This is a genomic window from Micromonospora sp. NPDC000089 (genome assembly GCF_042899365.1).
In the GTDB taxonomy this organism is placed as follows: Bacteria; Actinomycetota; Actinomycetes; order Mycobacteriales; family Micromonosporaceae; genus Micromonospora.
In genome coordinates this window covers 171,422-189,707 of record NZ_JBIAZT010000003.1, presented here as the reverse complement: position 1 = coordinate 189,707, position 18,286 = coordinate 171,422, and the positions used below count along the sequence as shown (strand labels likewise).

The window sequence follows — 18,286 nt, the reverse complement described above, 5'->3', positions numbered from 1 at the left end:
GGGAACGACCCTGGCCCGTCGTCCGAGGGTGTTCTGACCGGCCGGACCGAGCGGCCGGGCCGAACACCGTCAGCCCAGCACCTCGTACCGGACGGTCAGCTCGCCGAGGTCGACCGAGGCGATCGCCTGGAACGCGGCTCGGGACAGGTCGATGCACCGGCCGTCGACGTACGGGCCCCGGTCGTTGATCCGCACCACGACCGACTTGCCGTTGGCCGGGTTGGTGACCCGGACCTTGGTGTTGAACGGCAGCGTCTTGTGCGCGGCGGTCAGCTCGTCCGGGTTGAACGTCTCGCCGTTCGCGGTCATCTGCCCCTCGTCGTAGAACGACGCGCCGCAGCTGCCGCTGTCCACCACGGTGCTCTTCGGGGCGGTCGCCTTCGGGGTCGCCTTCTTCGTGGTGGCCGAGGGCCTCGGCGCGGCGGTGCGGGCCTTGCCGCGCGAGGCCGCCTGGGTCCGGATCGCCTTCGGGCTCGGGCTGGTGGCGGTGGCCGAGGGGGACGGCGACGCGCTCGGCGACAGGCTGGGGGTCGGCGAGGCGGTGGCGCTCGGGGTGGTCGCGCTGGGCAGCGGGTCGGCGACGGCCGGGGCCGGTGCCTCGCTGCCGGTCAGCTGCACTGCGCCGACGGTGCCGCCGATCGCGAGCGCGACGCCGACCGCCGCGGTGGCGGCGATGCCGGCCGGGGAGGAGAACATGCGGGTACGGGAGTGCCTGCCAGCCACCGGCCGGGTCCTTTCGTCGATGAACAGAGCGGGTCGGACCGTAACGAGAGAAGCACTTCCGAAGTCAACGTGATCATTATGGTATCGCCCGATTTGCAGGGATACGTGTGACCGATCATCCGAGTCGCCCTGGGCCGTACGGCCGATAATTCCACCGATGGAATTCCTACCGGAGAATGGGCACATGACCACTGAGCTGCGCGAACGTCTCGTCGAGCTGTTCGGTTGGGTGGACACCGGCCCGGGCAGCACCCATCTGGTCAGCGACGTGTCCGGCTGGTGGCGGGACGCCGACGTCCTGGCCGCGCTCGGCCCGGCCCTCGTCGCGCCGTTCCGCGCGGCGGCCCCGACCGTGGTGGTCGCCCCCGCGGTGACCGGCCTGCTGCTCGGTCCGCTCGCCGCCACCGCCCTCGGGGTGGGCTTCGTGCCGGCCCACAAGCCGGGCGACGGGCGGCTGCCCGTCGGCCCGCTCACCTGGGCGCAGAGCCCGCCCGACTTCCGGGGCCGGCGGGTCGACCTGGCGGTGGCGGACCGCCGGCTCGGGCCGGCCGACCGGGTCCTGATGGTGGACGACTGGGTGGCGACCGGCGCCCAGGTCCGGGCGGTCCGGGAGATCTGCGCCACCCGGGGCGCGCACTGGCTGGGCGCCGCCGCCATCGTCGTCGACTGCCCGCCGGACGAGGCCGCTGAGCTGGGCGTCCGGGCCCTGCTCGACGCCGACCGGCTCGCCGGTTGACCTGAACCTCGCTTCAGATACGAGGCTCGACGGATGGACGACATCCTGGACGAGGCGTACCGCCGACTGCACCGGACCGGCCCGGAGTTCGAGGGGTGGCTCTCCAACCACGGGCCGATGGCGGCCGAGGCGCTGATCCGGCACGGCCACCAGCGGGACGTGCACCGCTGGCTGGACGGCTACCTGGGACGGCTGGACGAGCTGCCGCGCGGCCTGCGCCCGATCGACGACTGGCGGGAGGCGCTCGGCGACCCGAAGCGGACCGGTGACTGGCTCGTCCACTTCGACCGCGAGCTGCGCGACCGACCCTGGACGGAGGTGCTGGGCGAGTGGTGGCCACGGCTGCTGCCGGGCATCGCCGCCGGCGCCACCCACGGCGTGATCCGGGTCGGCCACGCCGTCCGGGTGCTGCACGGCGACGGGTCGACCCCCGACCGGCTGGCCGAGCTCGGCCAGGCACTCGGCTACTGGGCGGCCCGCTGGCAGCCGGTGCCGGGCGTACCGCCGCTGCGGCTGCCGGCCCCGGACGGTCCGGGCGGCGTCGGTCCGGCGGCGGCCACCGGCGGCGGGCCCGACACCTCGGGCGGCGGCGTGGCGAGTCCCCCGGGACACCAGGCCGGCGGGGCGCCGGACGCCGGCCCAGACGTGGCGGAGGCGCTGGCCGGGGTGCCCCGGATCGCCGACCGCACCGGCGGGATCGTGGAACGGCTGGAGCGGCTGGCCGACGTACCCGGGTGGGAGGGCGCGGTGGGGGCGCTGCGCCCGGCGCGGACGCCGGCCGACGCGGAACGGGGGCTGGTCACGCTGACCCATCGGGCCGCGTTGGACTACCTGCGGTTCGGCCGGGCCAACGCGATCATGCTGGTGCACGCGGTCACCGCGCCGACCGCGGTGCTGCGTACCCTCCCGGCGCTCGACCCCGCGCTGTGGGCGCCCAGCCTGGCCGCCGCGTGGTCGGCCACCGCGGCGGTCACCGCGGTGTACGCCGAACCGGTCGGCGCCCCGCTGCCCACCTCGGCGAGCGGCACCCCCGACGAGGTCTTCGACCGGGCCGCCCGGCACGGCGACGAGCACGTGGTGAAGCTGGCGGACGCCGTCCTGGCGGCGCACGCCGCGACCCGCGACGAGCGGGTGCTCGCCGCGCCCGACCTTGCCGGCCGGTTGATCTGAGCGGCTGCCCGGCGGGAACCGTCCCGCCGGGTAGCGTCGGTGGCTATGTGGCCTCGCATCGGTGGACTGCGCACGCTCGACCTCGGCACCCCCGGGGAGCTGCGGACCCGGCTCAACACGCTGGTGCTGGCCGGGGTGAAGACCGCCACGGCCGGCCAGCTCAGCGAGTACGCCGAGGAGGGCGAGGAGCTGGAGCGGGTCGGCGAGCGGCTGGTGCTGGTGGACGACCACGACGCGTTCGTCGGGGTCGTCCAGGTCACCGGGGTGGAGGTGGTCCGCTTCGCCGACGTGCCCTGGGAGTTCGCCCGCGCCGAGGGGGAGGGCGACCGGTCGATCGAGGAGTGGCGGGCGGGGCACGCCGGCTACTGGGCCCGGGTCGGCACGCCGGTCACCGACGACACCGAGATCGTCTGCCTGCGCTTCCGGCTGGTCTCCGCCGGCGACGGCGGCGTCGCCACCGGAGACCTCGGCACCTGAGGCACGCCCCGCCCTCAGCCCGCCCTCAGCCCGCCCTCAGCTCCGGCAGCAACCGGGTCGCCACGTCCACCAGCACCGCCTCGTCGCCGGCGTACCAGCTGCTGGCCCGGGGCCAGTGCGTGATCACGTCGGTGAAGCCGAGGGCGGCCGCCCGGGCGACCTGCTCGGCGAAGAAGTCCGCATCGCGCAGCGAGAAGACCGGCGCCGCGTCCAGCGACAGGTGCCGGTCGAGGGTGGCCGGGTCACGGCCGGCGTCGGCGAGGATCTGGTCCATCCGCCCGGCGAGCCCCGCCACGCCGTCCCACCACTCGCCCAGATCGTCGCCGTCGGTGTTGCCGGTGGTCACCCAGCCCTGCCCGAACCGGGCGACCAGGCGCATCGACCGGGGACCGTTGGCGGCGACGACGAACGGGACCCGCGGCTGCTGCACGCAACCCGGATTGTTCCGGGCGTCGACGGCGGTGAACCAGTCACCCCGCCAGGTGGTGCCGTCCTCCCGCAGGGTCAGGTCGAGCAGCTCGATGAACTCGCCGAACCGGTCCACCCGCTGCCGCGGCGGCAGTGTCTCGCCACCGAGCACCGCCGAGTCGAAGCCGATGCCACCGGCGCCCAGGCCGAGCAGCACCCGCCCTTCGGAGACGTCGTCGAGGGTGGTGATCTGCCGGGTGAAGGCCGCCGGGTGCCGGAAGTTGGGCGAGGCGACCAGGGTGCCGAGCCGGACCCGGGAGGTCACCGTCGCGGCGGCCGTCAGCGTCGCCATCGAGTCGAACCACGGCCCGTCGACGAGATCCCGCCAGCCCAGGTGGTCGTACGTCCAGGCGTGGTCGAAGCCCCACTCGTCGGCCTGCCGCCACCGCCGCCGCGCCTCCGGCCAGCGCTGGTCGGGAAGGATCACGATGCCAATCCGCATGATCGCCAGCTTACGGCCCGGACCGTTCCGCTACGTCGTCACCAGGTCGGCCACCACACAGGCGATGTTGTCCGGCGCGCCCGCCGCGTACGCCAGCTCGACCAGGTTTCCGACGGCGGTCTCCGGGTCGTCCGCCCCGGCCAGCGCGGCGTGCAGCGCTCCCGGGTCGACGACCGCGGCGAGGCCGTCCGAGCAGAGCAGGTAGCGGTCACCGGGCAGCGCGGTCCGCAGCGCCAGGTCCGCCTCCACCTCGCCACCCGCGCCCAGCGCCCGGGCCAGCAGCGCCCGCTGCGGGTGCGCCCCGGCCTCGGCCGGCGTGAGCCGCCCCTGGTCGACGAGCGTCTGCACGTACGTGTGGTCCTGCGTGAGCCGGGACAGCTCGCCGCCGCGCAGCAGGTAGGCCCGGGTGTCCCCGACGTGCACCAGGGCGAGCCGGGTACCCCGCCGGACGATCGCGGTGAGCGTGCTGGCCGGCCGGCCGTCGCCGGTTGCCTGCGCGCGTACCGCCCCGTCGGCCCGGGTCACCGCGTCGGCCAGCGCGGCGAGCAGGTCGCCCGCCGGCGCGTCGGCCGCCGCCAACGGCCGCAGCGCGTCCACCGCCGCCGCGCTGGCGGCCGACCCGCCCGGACCGCGTACGCCGTCGGCGACCGCGAGCAGCGTGCCGCTGGCGTACGCGACGTCCTCGTTGGAGTCGCGGACCGTGCCGGTCTCGCAGCGCGCCGCGTACCGGAAGGTGTGCTCGGACATGGTGGTGCCCCTCTCGCTGAGCTGGTCGATGAGGAGTGCGACGGCCCGGCCGCGGGCCACGGTGTCCGAGCTGACCCGCCGCCACCAGGTGTCCAGCGCCTCGTCTGCGGCCTGCGGCGGCAGGCCGCAGACGGCCCGGATCTCGGCCAGCGGCATGGCGGCGCGGCGCAGCGCGGCGATCAGCCGGGCCCGGTCGAGCTGCTCCGGCGCGTAGTAGCGGTAGCCGGAGTGCGGGTCCACGGCGGCCGGCGGCAGCAGCCCGCAGTCGTCGTAGATCCGCAGCGCCTTGGCGGTCAGTCCGGCCGCGCGGGCGAACGCCCCGATGGTCAGCAACCGCACAGTGCTCTCCTCCGCGCGCCGGCCCCGGTGGCCGGCACGGACCACGCTGGGCCTTACCGCAGGGGCCGGGTCAAGGCATGACGGCTGCCGGATTCATCGGCGTCCGGCGACTGCGCCGGTACCCGGCGCGGGTGCGGCGCTCCGCAGGCGGCCTTGCTCGCGGCCCGGCCAACGTGGAACGTGTGGGCGGGTCGGCCCAGGAAAACCCCGGTGAAAAACAGTATGACCCAGAGTCATGTTTATGACTCTGGGTCATACCACCTTCAGATCGCCTGTTTCGCGGGCCCGACCGGCCCGATCCTGGACCGTCGAGGGACCCTGACCGGGGCTCGCGTCTGGGGCGGGGACCGCCTCAGCCGGTCACCCCGGGAACGGTCTGCCAGCCCTGGTATCCGTTGCTGAACTTCAAGTCCGGATCCGTCGCGCTGATCCTCTCCACCGAGAGCGTACGCAACTGCTGCGTCAGAGCGGACGACTGAATCCAACTCGTCTGATAGAGGTGCACCTCTCCGCCGGGCACCGTGACAGCCGTGGGACCCTCGCTGAACAAGTCGGAGAAGACACCTTGCCCGGGCACCTGCTTGAAACTGGTACGCCACTGGGCACTATAGAGGCTCTGGGGCGCGTTGGCCGCCTGGTAGTACATCTTGGGACTGAGTTCGTCGGTCAACGCGAAAACGGCCAACGTATTGTCGCCCGTCACCGCAAGAGCCGGGGTGGATCCGAAGGCAACCAGTCCCTCAAGGGCTTTCCAGCTCGGGTTCTCCCTGCCCACGAAGGACCCCACGTAAACTTTCCGGTCACTGCCCACGACCGCGAAGGCAGGAGCGCCCTTGAACTCCACGATAGCTGGGGTCGCTGAGTCGGGGGACATCGACGGCGTGCTCAATTCGGTCCAACCGCTCCACACGCCGGTGAGAGTGTTCAGATTCTGCCAGAGCACCTTACCGTCCTCGGCGGTGACGACGACGTACAGCTTTCCGGCCTTGCTCAGCATCACCCGCGGGCTGAAGGCCTCGAAGTTCATCGGAATCTGGACCCAGCCGTTGTTGAAGAACGGGGTGTTCCAATCCCAGCGACCCACCTGCATCCACAGACGCCCGGCAGAGTTGCCGCAGTCGTCGGTGACCACCACATAAGCCTGGAACAGGTCCCCGGCGACACCCGGTTTGGGTGTACAACCCAGAAAGCCGCCAGGAATCTCCTGCCAGTCCGACGTCCAGCTGGGCGTGCTGCCTCCCCCGCCGAAGGTGTACGCGTACCTCCGATTCACCGGGTTCTCGACCGTGCGGCCCGCCACCACCAGATCACTGCCGAACGCCAGAGCCGTAGCACCCACACTGGCGACGTGGTTGATGGTTCCGCTCGTCGCGGTCGTATCAATCGGCGCGGCGGGAGCCGCGGCGGGGAGAGTCACCAGTGAACCGAGCAGGCCGGTAAGAACGAAGGCGGACGCTACGCGGCCGCGTCGCATTCCTACTCGTACCCGGGCACCGACAGAAGCGGAGCGCCCCAGAAGCTGAGAGGCTTTCAATGTCTCGTCACCTGATCCTTTACTGCCCGTCCTAGCGGGCGAAACGGTAGGGGCCAGCCCCTCGGCCGCCACACGGTCCATGACGAACGACGGCAGGGAACGCCCAAGAGCCCAGATTTCACCTCGGCCGATCCTTGAACCGTCAACGCGGCGAGGCCGACAGGTGCCGGGGCTTGTCGACGGCCCGGCGTGGCCGGACTCGATGCGCGGTGGAAGACCGGTTCGCGCCGCGAGTCGCCAGCCCTGCCACGGGGAAGAGGGCTCATCAGCGACCGTGGTCCATTCTTCGCTCAAGGGGCGATCACCCGTGCAGTACGGCGCGCACAGCGAGCTCGGTTCCAGGGATGCGACGCGAATCTGGCCGGGTCGAGGCCATCCGTGGGCGGGCGTCGGAGCCGGGCCGGCTCGGTGCGAGATGACGCCGAGGCTGACCAGCGGCGGCCGCGAACGGTGTGGAAACCGACTCTGGCAGGAATCCGGACGAGGTGGCCGCGAGGGCACCGGCAAGGTGAAGAAGGCGGGGCGAAGGAAGGGCGCGGTTGCGGACCGCGGAAGGTCGAAGGCCCTGCCGAGGACTCTCGTCCTGGGCAGGGCCTTCGCGCGTGGAGCGGGTGACGGGAATCGAACCCGCACTGTCAGCTTGGGAAGCTGATGTTCTGCCATTGAACTACACCCGCAGGCGGCACCACTGTACCTGAGGTGACCACCCCCGCGCACGCAGGCACCCCGGCCGCCGACCCAGGGCGCAAGGTCATCGATGGATCACCGACCGTCACCAGCCGCGGGAAAAGTTTCCTGCCGGCAACATAGGGCCGTTCTCAAATCCGTCGATCGGTTGTAACGTCTGCCGCACGTTCCCGAACCCGGTGCGACACACCCCCTGTCGTGCCGGAAGAAAGAGGTGGGCCCATGGGACTCCGTCCCAACCTGCTGACCCGGCGTACCGCCGGTGTCGCGTCGACGACCCTCGCGCTGCTGCTCAGCACGGCCGCGGTCGGCGCCGTTCCCGCTGCTTCGGTCTCCGCCGCGCCCGCCGGGGCGCCCTCCTGCGGGTCGGCCGACGCCCCGTCGACCCATGCGGACGCCCGGGTCAAGAAGGGTGCCGTCGCCAAGCACGAACCCAACGAGCTGACCGCCGCCCAGGTCCGTGAGCGGGAGGCCGACCTGGCCTCGGTGCTGGGCCAGCGGCGGTCCGGCGTGCCGTCCAGCTTCCGCGCCGGCGCCGGCTCGGGCAGCACGCTGGCCAGCGTGACCGTCCCGGTCGTGGTGCACGTGATCCAGCGGGACTCCACCCGGGCCGGCGGCAACATCCCGGACTCGCTGGTCACCTCGCAGATCGACGTGCTCAACAAGGCCTACAGCGGTGCCACCGGCGGCGCCCCGACCGCGTTCAGCTTCCAGCTGCAGAAGGTCCACCACGTGACCAACGCGGCCTGGTACCCGATCGTGCAGGGCTCGAGCGCCGAGCGGAGCATGAAGTCCTCGCTGCGCGAGGGCGGCAAGAACACGCTCAACCTCTACCTCGGTGAGCTGAGCGACGGCCTGCTGGGCTGGGCGACCTTCCCGAAGCGCAGCCTGGACAGCATGGACGGCGTGGTCGCGCTGAACGAGTCGCTGCCGGGTGGCACCGCCACCAACTACAACCAGGGCGACACCGGCACCCACGAGATCGGCCACTGGCTGAACCTCTACCACACCTTCCAGGGCGGCTGCTCCGGCTCGGGCGACAGCGTCGGCGACACGCCGGCCGAGGCGTCGCCGGCGTACCAGTGCCCGACCGGGCGGGACACCTGCACCGCGACCGGCAAGGACCCGATCACCAACTTCATGGACTACACCTACGACTCGTGCATGTACCAGTTCACCCCTGGTCAGGCGAGCCGCATGATCACCGCATGGAACGCCTACCGCGCGGCCTGATCGCTCGAACGAACACCGGTGCCGGCCCCGTCTTCGCGACGGGGCCGGCACCGGCGTTTCTCGGGCCGCTTGCCGACGGCCGAGCTCAGGCGGCGGTGCGCCGGGTGTCGAAACCGTGCCGGCCGCGCCGGGACGGGCGTTGATCGGGCACGCCGACGCTTCCGGCGCGGTGCGTCGGGGAGTGTGGGTCGAGCCAGACCTGGACGGCTGGCCTGCCCCCCTCGGGGCTCCACGCCCCACCGTTCCCACGTCGGGTGAGCATCGCGGCCTCGACGTCGAACTCGAAGAGCCGCCAGTCGACCTGCGGCGCCGCGCGACCGATCTCGGCCACCCGGGCCACCCGGGCGGGGTCGACCACCAGCCGGGCACGACCGGCGACGTACGCCTCGTCGTCGCTCTCCTCCGGCGGGAAGGAGTGCAACGCGTAGCGCCCGTCGCGTTCGAGGTCGCGCCGCTTGGGCGAGTCGACGACGAAGCAGAACATCCCCTCGTCGGTGATCAGCGGACAGACCGGGTGCACCCGGGGCCCACCGTCGGCGCGGACGGTGGCCAGGTAACCGAAGCCGGGACCGTACTGCTGGAGGAGAAGGCGGATCCCGTCGGCGAGGCGGGGCTCGTCGGCGGCGAATGCGGACCAGGAAGCCATGCCGACATTCTATCGAACTGGTGTACGAACGCGCAGTCCGACACGCAGGTCAGCCGGCCCGCTCGATATGGTGTGCCGATGCTGCTCTCCGACCGGGACCTGGTCACCGAGATCGAGGCGGGAACGCTCGCCCTGGAGCCGTTCGAGCCGACCCTGGTGCAACCGTCCAGCATCGACGTACGCCTCGACCGGCTCTTCCGGGTGTTCAACAACCACCTCTACACGCACATCGACCCGGCGCAGCAGCAGGACGACCTGACCTCGGTCGTCGAGGTGCCCGAGGGCGAGCCGTTCGTGCTGCACCCGGGCGAGTTCGTGCTCGCCTCCACGTTGGAGGTGATCTCCCTCGGTGACCAGCTCGCCGGCCGGCTGGAGGGCAAGTCCAGCCTGGGCCGGCTGGGGCTGCTCACCCACTCGACCGCCGGCTTCATCGACCCCGGCTTCTCCGGGCACGTGACGCTGGAGCTGTCGAACGTGGCGAACCTGCCGATCACCCTCTGGCCGGGCATGAAGATCGGGCAGCTCTGCATCTTCCGGCTCTCGTCGCCGGCCGAGCACCCGTACGGCTCCGCCGTCTACGGGTCGCGCTACCAGGGGCAGCGCGGGCCGACGCCGAGCCGCTCCTGGCAGAACTGGCGCACCTGGCCGACCCGCTGACCGCGGGCCGCCGAGGGGCCGGCGCCCCCGCTGGTACGGCGGACGCCGGCCACCGCCGTCAGCCCGGTCGGCCGTAGCTGTTGACCTGGCCGTCGTCCACCCGCTTCATGGTGATCGGCTTGCCGGCCTGGGACGCGTGCACCACCCAGCCCCCGCCGACGTACATGCCGACGTGGTGGATGTCGCTGTAGTAGAAGACCAGGTCACCCGGGCGCAGGTCGGTCCGGCTCACCCGGGCGGTCACCGCCCGTTGCGCCCGGGCGTTGTGCGGCATGGAGACGCCCGCCTTCGCCCAGGCGGCCATGGTCAGGCCGGAGCAGTCGAAGTTGTCCGGCCCGGCGGCGCCCCAGACGTAGATCTTGCCGATCTGGGCACAGGCGAACTTCACCGCCACGCCGGCCGGGCCACCCGGATAGCCGGCCGGGCACGGGGCCGGCCGCAGCGGGCCGCCGCCGCCGTTGCCGTACACCGACAGCCGCAGCTTCTGCAGCTTGGCGATCTCGGCGTTGATCTGGTTCTTCTTCGCCGCCTGCTGCGCGTCGGTGCGGGCCAACTGGGCGACCATCTCGTCCAGCGGCGCCTTCTTGGCGACCAGCTCGTCGCGCAGCTCGACCACCGTGCGCACCTCGCGCTGCTGCCGGGACGCGAACCGGTCCAGCAGCTCCAGCTCGCCGACCAGCTCGCTCGGCGAGCGGCTACCCAGCAGGGCGTTGACCGTGGAGACCTGCTCGCCCTTGTACGCCTCCGCGGCCAGCCCGCCGACCTGGTTCATCGCCAGGTCGACCTTCAGCTGCAGGGGCTCGATCTGCCGGGCCAGCGCGGCGGCCTGCCGGCGCTTCACGGCCAGGTCCTGGCGGGTCGCGTTGTGCTGCTCGATGAGCGGCTCGAGGCGGTTCCAGTCCTGGTCGATCTGGTTCTCGATCTCGGCGACCGACGGCTGGGCGTGCGCCGCGGTGGCGCCGCCGGTCAGGACGACGGCGGCCCCGGCCAGCGCGGCCAGCGCGACGGTGCAGCGGGACCAGCGGGAACGCGGCGCAGCCGGGCGCCGGCCGACGAGTGTCGACCGGAGCGACGGTCGCCGCGGGGCATGGTGTGCCACCGGGCTTCGGTGCTCCTTCTTCCGCGACCGCCTACCGGGTTAGCTGACGGGTTCGGGCGGGAAGGGAGCGCCCTACCGCAGTGGCTGCGGATTCACCCCGGCGTACCTGGGTCCCCGGCTCGCCCGGAGGCGACTCGGCGGTGCCGGCCGTTACCGCCCGGGATGGACGGACCTCATGGCGGCCGACGAAGGACCAGAGTAGAGACGACCGTTATCGATCCGCAACCCGCCCTGCCGTGACGCTCCGTACTGATGGTTCTCAGATGGCGAAAGGGCCCCGGCTCTCGCCGGGGCCCACGCCATTGCCAGACGGGTCAGCTGACCCGGCGGAAGCCCGCGACGGGCATGTAGTCGATGTTGGTGACCTGAACCGGCTTACCGGTCCGCGGCGCGTGCACCATCTTGCCGTCGCCCAGGTAGAGGCCGACATGGTGCAGGTCGCTGAAGAAGAAGACCAGGTCGCCGGGGCGCGCCTCCGAGCGGGACACCGACTTGCCTTCGCCCCACTGCGCACCGGTGAAGTGGGTGAGGTAGATCCCCGCCGCCTTGTACGCGAACTGGGTCAGCCCGGAGCAGTCGAACGAGCTCGGCCCGGTGGCGCCCCACACGTACGGGTCACCGACCTGCGCGCAGGCCGTCCGGATGGCGGTACGCGCCGCGCTGCTCACCACGCCGTTGACCGTCGGGCAGCCGTCCACCTTGACGGTGGTCTTCGGCATCGCCGCCTGCAGCCGCTTGATCTCGGCGTTGATCTGCGTCTTCTTGGTCGCCAGCAGCTTCTCCTGGGCGGCCTGGTCGGCGATCAGCGCGTCGAGCTTCTGCTTCTCGCCGTCGTACTTGCGGCGGACCGCCAGCACGCCCTCGACGTCCTTGTGCTCCTTGGCGGCGAGGCGGTCCAGCATGGTCAGCTGCTCGGTGAGGGTGCTCGGCTTGGCGCTCACCAGCAGCGCGCCCAGCTCCTGCGAGGGGCCGGTCATGTAGTAGCGGGACGCCAGGTCGCCGACCCGGCTCATCGCCAGCTCGCTCTGCAGCGCCAGCGGCTCGATCTTCTTCTGCAGGTCCGCCGACTTCTTGCGGTTGACCTTCAGCTTGGCCCGGACCTCGTTGTACTGCTCGATGGTCGGCTCGAGCTGCTCCCACTGCTTGTCGATCGCCGCCTCGATCTCCTCCGGCGAGGGCGCGGCGTGCGCCGGCACGGCGAGCATCCCGGCGCCGACGGCAGCGGCCGCGACCAGGGTGAGCAGGCGGTGGACGACCCGGCGCAGGCCCGCCGGTCGAGCCGAACGCTGGCCCTGGGCGTGACGATGGGGGGGCATGGTTGCCACCGGTCATCGACTCCTTTGCAACCGACCGCCGGGCGCCTCGCAGAGGGGAAGACGGAGGCAGACGACCCACAGCGGCCGGTGCAACATTAGGGAAGGCGCGCAGCGGAATCAAGGTGGGCGGTCACACCATCACGTGTGCGCAATCGCTTGCGCACAAAGGGTGTGCACTCAATTTCCCACGATGGCCGTCAATACGTCATCGAGCGTCACCACCCCGAGGGGCCGGCGACCGTCGCTGACCAGCACCATGTGCCGTCGCTCGCGCCGCATCGCCAGCAGCAGATCCGCCAGCGTGCGGTCCGGCGGCACCACCGCCAGCGGCCGGTAGATCTCCGCCGGCACCGGGGCCCGCCGGGACGTCCCGGCGTACCCGAGGACGTCCTTGACGTGCACGAAGCCCAGCACCCGGCGGGTCGAGCGCTGCACCACCGGAAACCGTGACCGGCCGGTACGGGTGGCCAGCACCTCCAGCGACGCCGGTGAGACGTCCTCGGCCACCGTGGTCACCGTCGACCAGGGTTGCAGGGCGTCCGCGGCCGTCCGCCGGTGCAGCGCGAGCGCCCCGGTGATCCGGGCGTGCTCCTCGGCGTCGAGCAGCCCCTCGGTGCGCGCCTGCGACACCAGGCCGGCCAGCTCCTCGGCGGTGAAGACCGTCTTCACCGCCTCGGTCGCCTCGACCCCCCACAGCCGCAGCACCTGGCGTGCCGCCCACTTCATGGCCAGCAGCAGCGGCTTGGTGGCCACGCAGAACGCCAGCATGGCGGGGCCCAGCCAGAGCGCGGACGGCTCCGGCCCGGCCAGGGTGATGTTCTTCGGCACCATCTCGCCGACCACGGTGTGCAGGAAGACCACCACGGCCAACGCGATCAGGAAGGCGACCGGGTGGACCGCGCCGTCCGGCAGCCCCACCCCGTGGAACACCGGCTCGATCAGGTGGGCCAGCGCCGGTTCCGCGATCGCGCCCAGGCCCAGCGAGCAGACCGTGATGCCGAGCTGGGCCCCGGCGATCATCAACGGGATCTGGTTCATCGCCGACAGCGCCCAGCGGGCCCGCTTCGAGGTCGCGGCGAGCGGCTCCACCGCCGTCCGGCGGGAGGCGATCAGGGCGAACTCGCTGCCCACGAAGAACGCGTTGCCCAACAGCAGCAGTACCGCGACGAACAGCTCAGTCATCGCCGTCCGGCTCCTCGGGACGGACCACCCGGACCTGCTCGATCCGGTGCCGCTCCACCTCGACCACGGTGAACTCGTACCCGGACTCGTCGACCGTCTCGCCGGGCACCGGGATGTGCCCCAGCCGGGCCATCAGGAAGCCGGCGAGCGTCTCGTACGGGCCCTCGGGCAGCGGGAAGCCGGTCTGCTCGGCCAGCTCGTCGGAGCGCAGCACCCCGTCCACCAGGACCGGCTCGCCGCCCGGGGCGGTCAACTCCACCGCCCCGGCGTCGTCCACGGCGGCCGGGTCGAACTCGTCGGCGATCTCCCCGACCAGCTCCTCGACCAGGTCCTCGACGGTCACCACGCCGTCCGTGCCGCCGTACTCGTCAACCACGATGGCCAGGTCGGCGCCCGCGTCCTTGAGGGCCGCCAGCACGCCGTCCAGGTCGAGGCTCTCCGGGACGTACACCGGCTCGCGGGCCACCGCCGCGACCGTGGTGGAGGTCCGCCGGGCCAGCGGGACACCGAGCGCGTCGGGCACCCCGGCGACCCCGGTGACCAGGTCCAGGGTCTCCTCGAAGATCGGGAACCGGGTACGACCGGTCTGCCGGGACGCCTCCAGCAGCTCGGCGACGGTGGCGGTGGCGCGCAGCGCGACGACGTCCACCCGCGGGGTCATCGCCTCGGCGGCCCGCTTGTCGCCGAACCGGATGGTGCGGCGCAGCAGCATCGCGGTGTCCGGCGGTAGCGCGCCGGCCCGGGCCGAGATCGCCGCGAGCAGCCCCAGCTCCTCCGGAGAGCGGGCGCTGGCCAGCTCCTCCTGCGGCTCCACCCCGAGCAGCCGGACCAGCCGGTTCGCCGAGGTGTTCAGCCCGTAGATCAGCCAGCCGAACGCGCGGGCGAAGCCGCGCATCGGCCCGGCGGTGGCCAGCGCGGCCGGCATCGGCCGGGCCAACGCCAGGTTCTTGGGCACCAGCTCGCCGAAGAGCATCGAGATCAGGGTGGCCAGGGCCAGAGCGAGCAGCGGGCTGAACCGGTCGGCGTCACCCAGGCGCCGCAGCAGCGGGTCGAAGAGCCGGGACAGCGCCGGCTCGGCGAGATAGCCGGTGAGCAGCGCGGTCAGGGTGATGCCGAGCTGCGCACCGGAGAGCTGGAAGGACAGCTCCCGCAGCGCCCGGCGCACGGTGGCGGCCGCGCCGTCGCCGGCGTCGGCCCGCCGGTCGATCTCCGCGCGGTCCACCGTGACGAGGGCGAACTCGGCCGCGACGAAGAACGCGTTGCCGGCGGTCAGCAGCACGAAGCCGACCAGGGGCAACAGCGCGCCGAGCAGCAGACCGTCGATGAGCGAGATTGTTCCACGGGTCGCCCCGCGGCAGTAGTTCACCCACCGTCCGGCTGGCGGGCCGAAGCTAGCGTGGACGCATGGACACTCTCACCCTCGCCGACGAGCTGGTCCTGCTCGCCTACGACGACGCCGGCACCAACCGGCTCGGCCGACCGCACCTGGACTACGGGCTCGCCGGGGCGCTGCTGCTGGAGCTCGCGCTCGCCCGACGGGTCGAGGTGGTCGACGACCGGCTGGTGGTCACCGACCCCACCCCGGTGGGGCACCCGGTGCTGGACGACGCCCTGGCCCGGTTGGCGGCCGAGGGCAGGGCCCGCAAGCCGAAGGACTGGATCGGCCGGCTGGCCAAGCAGCTGCCCGACCGGGTGCTCGACGGGCTGGTCGACCGCGGGGTGCTCCGCCGGGACGCCGACCGGGTGCTCGGGCTCTTTCCCCGTACCCGCTATCCGTCGCCGACCGGCGCGGAGCCGGCGGCGGAGACGGCGGCCCGGCAGCGGATGCTCGCCGCGGTGGCGGCGGACGGGCCGGTGGACGCCCGGACGGCCGCGCTGGTCGCGTTGACCCGCGCCGTCGGGTTGGACCGCAAGCTCTTCCGCGACCTGCCGAAGGACCGGGTCAAGGCCCGGCTGGCGGAGATCAGCGCGGGCGACTGGGCGTCCGCGGCGACCCGCAGGGCCATCGAGCAGACCCAGGCCGCCATCATGATCGCCACGACCGCGGCGACCACCGTGGTCATCACCGGCAGCTCCTGACGCGACCGGCGGGGGCCCCCCCCGCGGGGGGGGGCCCCCCCCGCCGGGGGGGGGGGCGGCCCGGGCCCCCCCCCCGCGGCGCCCCGCCCCCCCGCCCCCGGGGGGCCCCCCGCCCCCCCCCCCCCCCCCGCCCCCCCCCCGGCCCCCCCCCCCCCCGGGGCCCCCCCGGGGGGGGCCCCCGCCCCCCCCGCCCCCCCCGGGGGGCCCCCCCGGGGGGGGGGGCCCCCCCCGTCGACGTTCCAGGGGTACGACCTCAGCCGGCGACCGGCGCGTCCTCGCGCTCGTCGCCCGGGGCGCCCTCCGGCTTCACCGAGCGCAGCAGCACGCTCGCCACGTCGATGACCTCGACGTCCTCGCCCGCGCCCTTGCCGTTGACCCCGTCGTTGAGCATCGTCGAGCAGAACGGGCAGCCGACGGCGACCGTACGGGCCCCGGTGGACATGGCCTCCTCGACCCGGTCCACGTTGATCCGCTTGCCGATCTTCTCCTCCATCCACATCCGGGCGCCGCCGGCGCCGCAGCAGAAGGAGCGCTCGCTGTTGCGCGGCATCTCGGTGATCTCGCCCTTGATCGCGTCGCCCAGAACCTCACGGGGGGCGGCGAAGACCCGGTTGTGCCGGCCCAGGTAGCAGGGGTCGTGGTAGGTGACCCCGCCGTCGACCGGCTGCACCGGGGTCAGCTTGCCGGTGGCGACCAGGTGGGCCAGCAACTGGGTGTGGTGCACCACCTCGAACTCACCGCCGAGCTGGCCGTACTCGTTGCCCAGGGTGTTGAAGCAGTGCGGGCAGGTGGCGACGATCTTGCGCTTGGCCTTCTCGCGGCCCTCGAACGCCTCGTTGAGCGTCTCCACGTTCTGCTGGGCGAGCATCTGGAAGACGAACTCGTTGCCGATCCGGCGGGCCGGGTCACCGGAGCAGGTCTCCCCCTCACCGAGGATGGCGAACTTCACGCCGGCCTCGTTGAGCAGCGTGGCGACCGCCCGGGTGGTCTTCTTGGCCCGGTCCTCGAACGCGCCGGCGCAGCCGACCCAGAAGAGGTACTCGAAGTCCTCGACCTCGCCGACCCGGGGCACCTCGAAGTCGAGGCCCTTGGTCCAGTCCTCGCGGGTGTTCTGCGGGGCGCCCCACGGGTTGCCCTTGTTCTCCAGGTTGCGCAGCATCACGCCGGCCTCGGACGGGAAGCTCGACTCGATCAGCACCTGGTAGCGGCGCATGTCGACGATGTGGTCGACGTGCTCGATGTCGACCGGGCACTGCTCGACGCAGGCGCCGCAGGTGGTGCAGGACCAGAGCACGTCGGGGTCGATGACCCCGCCCTCCTCGGCCGTGCCGATCAGCGGCTTGTCGCCCTCGGCGAGGGAGAGCACGTCCAGGTGGGCCAGCTGCGCCTGGGTGGCCTTCTCCTCGCCGGTGAGGTCCTTGCCGCCGCCGGCCAGCAGGTACGGCGCCTTGGCGTACGCGTGGTCGCGCAGGCTGAGCACCAGCAGCTTCGGCGACAGCGGCTTGCCGGTGTTCCACGCGGGGCACTGCGACTGGCAGCGGCCGCACTCGGTGCAGGTGCTGAAGTCCAGCAGGCCCTTCCAGGTGAACTGCTCGACCTGGGCGACGCCGAACTGGTCCTTCTCCGGGTCGGCCTCCTCGAAGTCGAGCGGCTTGCCCTCGCTCATCATCGGGCGCAGCGCGCCGAGACCGGAGCCGGCGGCCTTGGCCGGCTCACGCTTGAAGAAGATGTTCGGGAACGCCAGGAAGCGGTGCCAGGCGACACCCATGGTCACGTTCAGCGAGATGACGATGAGCCAGGTCATCGAAATGATGATCTTGATCAGCGCGGCGACGCTGGCGCCGTTCTGCCAGGCCGGCAGCAGTCCGCCGACCGCGTGACTGAGCGGGGTGGCCCAGACCGGGTACTCGAAGTGGTCGGTGGCGACCTTGAAGCCCCGGATCACGAAGCCGAAGATCAGCACCAGCAGCACGATCCACTCGACGAAGTAGCCCTGCCACATCGTCGAGCCGGTGAACCGGGACCGGTTCCCCGGGCGGGCGGGCCGGTTGCGCAGCCGGATCGCCATCAGCACCAGGATGCCGACCAGGCCGAGGATGCCGATCCACTCGGTGGCCAGGCCGAAGATCGTCCAGCTCCCGATGATCGGCAGGCCGCCGGTCGGGGTGACCACCTCGAAGTACGCCTCGAGCACCAGCAGCGACAGCACGATGAAACCGACCATCACGGTCCAGTGCGCCGCACCCACCACGCCCCACTTGAGCATGCGGGTGTGCCCGAGGGTCTCGGTCAGCATGGTCTTCGTCCGGGTGCCCTTGTCGCCGAAGCGCTCGGGCGCGGGTTGCCCCAGCCGGATGACCGCCGTCATCTTCATGATCGCGCGTACCGCAAGCCACACCGCCACGGCGGTGATGGCGGCCGCGAGGATCGTTGTGACGATCTGGACGCTGCCCATCGAGTTGGCCTCCCGGTCTGCTGCCTGGTCGAGCGGCTCGGCGACCGGGGCCGGGTCAGGGCGGTGTCGGCGTGACGCCGCTGCCGCACCGACGACCGGACCGGTCGATGACCTCGCTCCGCTCGGTCATGCAGTGCAGCCTACGCGCAAGGTTACCCAGCAGTAACGTGAGTCATCTCGCAGCGGGCCGCGCCGCCCTGCGCCACACCTTAGGTGGGCCCGCACGCACCCGCCGGACAGGGGCGTCCGGGCGTGACGTACCCCCGCGACCGCCGACAGGAGTCGGCCCGGCCCCC

At 72.4% G+C, this 18,286-nt stretch carries 16 protein-coding genes, 1 tRNA gene and 1 riboswitch; of the genes, 6 read left to right on the top strand and 11 right to left on the bottom strand.

Features of this window, described 5'->3' with window-relative positions:
* Positions 1 to 69: 69 nt before the first annotated feature.
* Positions 70 to 723, bottom strand: coding sequence for a septal ring lytic transglycosylase RlpA family protein (locus tag ACFY3U_RS07480; RefSeq protein WP_387196508.1), 654 nt, complete (start codon positions 721 to 723; stop codon positions 70 to 72).
* A 184-nt stretch (positions 724 to 907) separates the two neighbouring features.
* On the opposite strand from ACFY3U_RS07480, the gene ACFY3U_RS07475 reads away from it, so the two are divergent.
* From ACFY3U_RS07475 to ACFY3U_RS07465, 3 genes are read left to right on the top strand one after another with little or no spacing between them, the layout of a single operon-like run.
* Positions 908 to 1,459 carry a phosphoribosyltransferase gene (locus ACFY3U_RS07475; protein WP_387196505.1) on the top strand — a complete coding sequence of 184 codons (552 nt, stop codon included), beginning with the start codon at positions 908 to 910 and terminating at the stop codon, positions 1,457 to 1,459.
* 33 nt (positions 1,460 to 1,492) lie between these two features.
* Positions 1,493 to 2,629, top strand: a complete 1,137-nt coding sequence (locus tag ACFY3U_RS07470; RefSeq protein WP_387196502.1) for a hypothetical protein — start codon at positions 1,493 to 1,495, stop codon at positions 2,627 to 2,629.
* A 45-nt stretch (positions 2,630 to 2,674) separates the two neighbouring features.
* The gene (locus tag ACFY3U_RS07465; protein ID WP_387196498.1) at positions 2,675 to 3,106 is read left to right on the top strand and encodes an ASCH domain-containing protein; all 432 of its coding nucleotides are present in this window, start codon (positions 2,675 to 2,677) and stop codon (positions 3,104 to 3,106) included.
* Between the two features lie 25 nt (positions 3,107 to 3,131).
* Here the strand turns inward: ACFY3U_RS07465 and ACFY3U_RS07460 are convergent, their stop codons facing one another.
* From ACFY3U_RS07460 to ACFY3U_RS07445, 4 genes are all read right to left on the bottom strand, one after another.
* Positions 3,132 to 4,016 (bottom strand): LLM class flavin-dependent oxidoreductase, encoded by an 885-nt coding sequence (locus ACFY3U_RS07460; protein ID WP_387196495.1) that lies wholly within the window; start codon positions 4,014 to 4,016, stop codon positions 3,132 to 3,134.
* Positions 4,017 to 4,046: 30 nt separating this feature from the next.
* Complete coding sequence (locus ACFY3U_RS07455) at positions 4,047 to 5,102, bottom strand: MerR family transcriptional regulator (RefSeq protein WP_387196492.1); 1,056 nt, start codon at positions 5,100 to 5,102, stop codon at positions 4,047 to 4,049.
* A 352-nt stretch (positions 5,103 to 5,454) separates the two neighbouring features.
* On the bottom strand, positions 5,455 to 6,576 hold the full coding sequence (locus ACFY3U_RS07450; protein ID WP_387196488.1) for a hypothetical protein: 1,122 nt from the start codon (positions 6,574 to 6,576) through the stop codon (positions 5,455 to 5,457).
* 663 nt (positions 6,577 to 7,239) lie between these two features.
* Positions 7,240 to 7,313 (bottom strand) — tRNA-Gly (locus ACFY3U_RS07445).
* Between the two features lie 232 nt (positions 7,314 to 7,545).
* On the opposite strand from ACFY3U_RS07445, the gene ACFY3U_RS07440 reads away from it, so the two are divergent.
* Entirely contained in the window at positions 7,546 to 8,556 is a 1,011-nt protein-coding gene (locus tag ACFY3U_RS07440; protein WP_387196485.1) for a zinc metalloprotease, read from the top strand.
* An 85-nt stretch (positions 8,557 to 8,641) separates the two neighbouring features.
* Here ACFY3U_RS07440 and ACFY3U_RS07435 read toward each other — a convergent pair whose 3' ends face one another.
* Positions 8,642 to 9,202 carry a pyridoxamine 5'-phosphate oxidase family protein gene (locus ACFY3U_RS07435; protein WP_387196482.1) on the bottom strand — a complete coding sequence of 187 codons (561 nt, stop codon included), beginning with the start codon at positions 9,200 to 9,202 and terminating at the stop codon, positions 8,642 to 8,644.
* Between the two features lie 78 nt (positions 9,203 to 9,280).
* Between ACFY3U_RS07435 and dcd the strand changes: the two genes are divergently transcribed.
* Complete coding sequence (dcd, locus tag ACFY3U_RS07430; protein WP_387196478.1) at positions 9,281 to 9,859, top strand: dCTP deaminase; 579 nt, start codon at positions 9,281 to 9,283, stop codon at positions 9,857 to 9,859.
* Positions 9,860 to 9,917: 58 nt separating this feature from the next.
* On the opposite strand, the gene ACFY3U_RS07425 is transcribed toward dcd, so the two are convergent.
* The 4 genes from ACFY3U_RS07425 to ACFY3U_RS07410 form a co-directional block, all read right to left on the bottom strand.
* Complete coding sequence (locus tag ACFY3U_RS07425; RefSeq protein WP_387196475.1) at positions 9,918 to 10,958, bottom strand: NlpC/P60 family protein; 1,041 nt, start codon at positions 10,956 to 10,958, stop codon at positions 9,918 to 9,920.
* Between the two features lie 13 nt (positions 10,959 to 10,971).
* Positions 10,972 to 11,108, bottom strand: a riboswitch (cyclic di-AMP (ydaO/yuaA leader).
* A 164-nt stretch (positions 11,109 to 11,272) separates the two neighbouring features.
* The gene (locus ACFY3U_RS07420; RefSeq protein ID WP_387196472.1) at positions 11,273 to 12,274 is read right to left on the bottom strand and encodes an NlpC/P60 family protein; all 1,002 of its coding nucleotides are present in this window, start codon (positions 12,272 to 12,274) and stop codon (positions 11,273 to 11,275) included.
* Positions 12,275 to 12,451: 177 nt separating this feature from the next.
* On the bottom strand, positions 12,452 to 13,456 hold the full coding sequence (locus tag ACFY3U_RS07415) for a hemolysin family protein (RefSeq protein WP_387196469.1): 1,005 nt from the start codon (positions 13,454 to 13,456) through the stop codon (positions 12,452 to 12,454).
* A complete protein-coding gene (locus ACFY3U_RS07410) occupies positions 13,449 to 14,753 on the bottom strand; it encodes a hemolysin family protein (protein ID WP_387197587.1) in 1,305 nt (434 codons plus the stop codon). The genes ACFY3U_RS07415 and ACFY3U_RS07410 overlap by 8 nt, the downstream gene beginning before the upstream one ends.
* A 107-nt stretch (positions 14,754 to 14,860) precedes the next feature.
* On the opposite strand from ACFY3U_RS07410, the gene ACFY3U_RS07405 reads away from it, so the two are divergent.
* A complete protein-coding gene (locus ACFY3U_RS07405; RefSeq protein ID WP_387196466.1) occupies positions 14,861 to 15,535 on the top strand; it encodes a GPP34 family phosphoprotein in 675 nt (224 codons plus the stop codon).
* A 253-nt stretch (positions 15,536 to 15,788) separates the two neighbouring features.
* Here ACFY3U_RS07405 and ACFY3U_RS07400 read toward each other — a convergent pair whose 3' ends face one another.
* On the bottom strand, positions 15,789 to 17,990 hold the full coding sequence (locus ACFY3U_RS07400) for a heterodisulfide reductase-related iron-sulfur binding cluster (protein ID WP_387196463.1): 2,202 nt from the start codon (positions 17,988 to 17,990) through the stop codon (positions 15,789 to 15,791).
* Positions 17,991 to 18,286: the final 296 nt, after the last annotated feature.

Excerpts from the sequence above, each read along its gene's own strand:
- ACFY3U_RS07475 (WP_387196505.1), top strand. The coding sequence starts at position 908 with ATGACCACTGAGCTGCGCGAACGTCTCGTCGAGCTGTTCGGTTGGGTG.
- ACFY3U_RS07470 (WP_387196502.1), top strand. The coding sequence starts at position 1,493 with ATGGACGACATCCTGGACGAGGCGTACCGCCGACTGCACCGGACCGGC.
- ACFY3U_RS07465 (WP_387196498.1), top strand. The coding sequence starts at position 2,675 with ATGTGGCCTCGCATCGGTGGACTGCGCACGCTCGACCTCGGCACCCCC.
- ACFY3U_RS07460 (WP_387196495.1), bottom strand. The coding sequence starts at position 4,016 with ATGCGGATTGGCATCGTGATCCTTCCCGACCAGCGCTGGCCGGAGGCG.
- ACFY3U_RS07450 (WP_387196488.1), bottom strand. The coding sequence starts at position 6,576 with ATGCGACGCGGCCGCGTAGCGTCCGCCTTCGTTCTTACCGGCCTGCTC.
- ACFY3U_RS07440 (WP_387196485.1), top strand. The coding sequence starts at position 7,546 with ATGGGACTCCGTCCCAACCTGCTGACCCGGCGTACCGCCGGTGTCGCG.
- ACFY3U_RS07435 (WP_387196482.1), bottom strand. The coding sequence starts at position 9,202 with ATGGCTTCCTGGTCCGCATTCGCCGCCGACGAGCCCCGCCTCGCCGAC.
- dcd (WP_387196478.1), top strand. The coding sequence starts at position 9,281 with ATGCTGCTCTCCGACCGGGACCTGGTCACCGAGATCGAGGCGGGAACG.
- ACFY3U_RS07420 (WP_387196472.1), bottom strand. The coding sequence starts at position 12,274 with ATGCCCCCCCATCGTCACGCCCAGGGCCAGCGTTCGGCTCGACCGGCG.
- ACFY3U_RS07415 (WP_387196469.1), bottom strand. The coding sequence starts at position 13,456 with ATGACTGAGCTGTTCGTCGCGGTACTGCTGCTGTTGGGCAACGCGTTC.
- ACFY3U_RS07405 (WP_387196466.1), top strand. The coding sequence starts at position 14,861 with ATGGACACTCTCACCCTCGCCGACGAGCTGGTCCTGCTCGCCTACGAC.
- ACFY3U_RS07400 (WP_387196463.1), bottom strand. The coding sequence starts at position 17,990 with ATGGGCAGCGTCCAGATCGTCACAACGATCCTCGCGGCCGCCATCACC.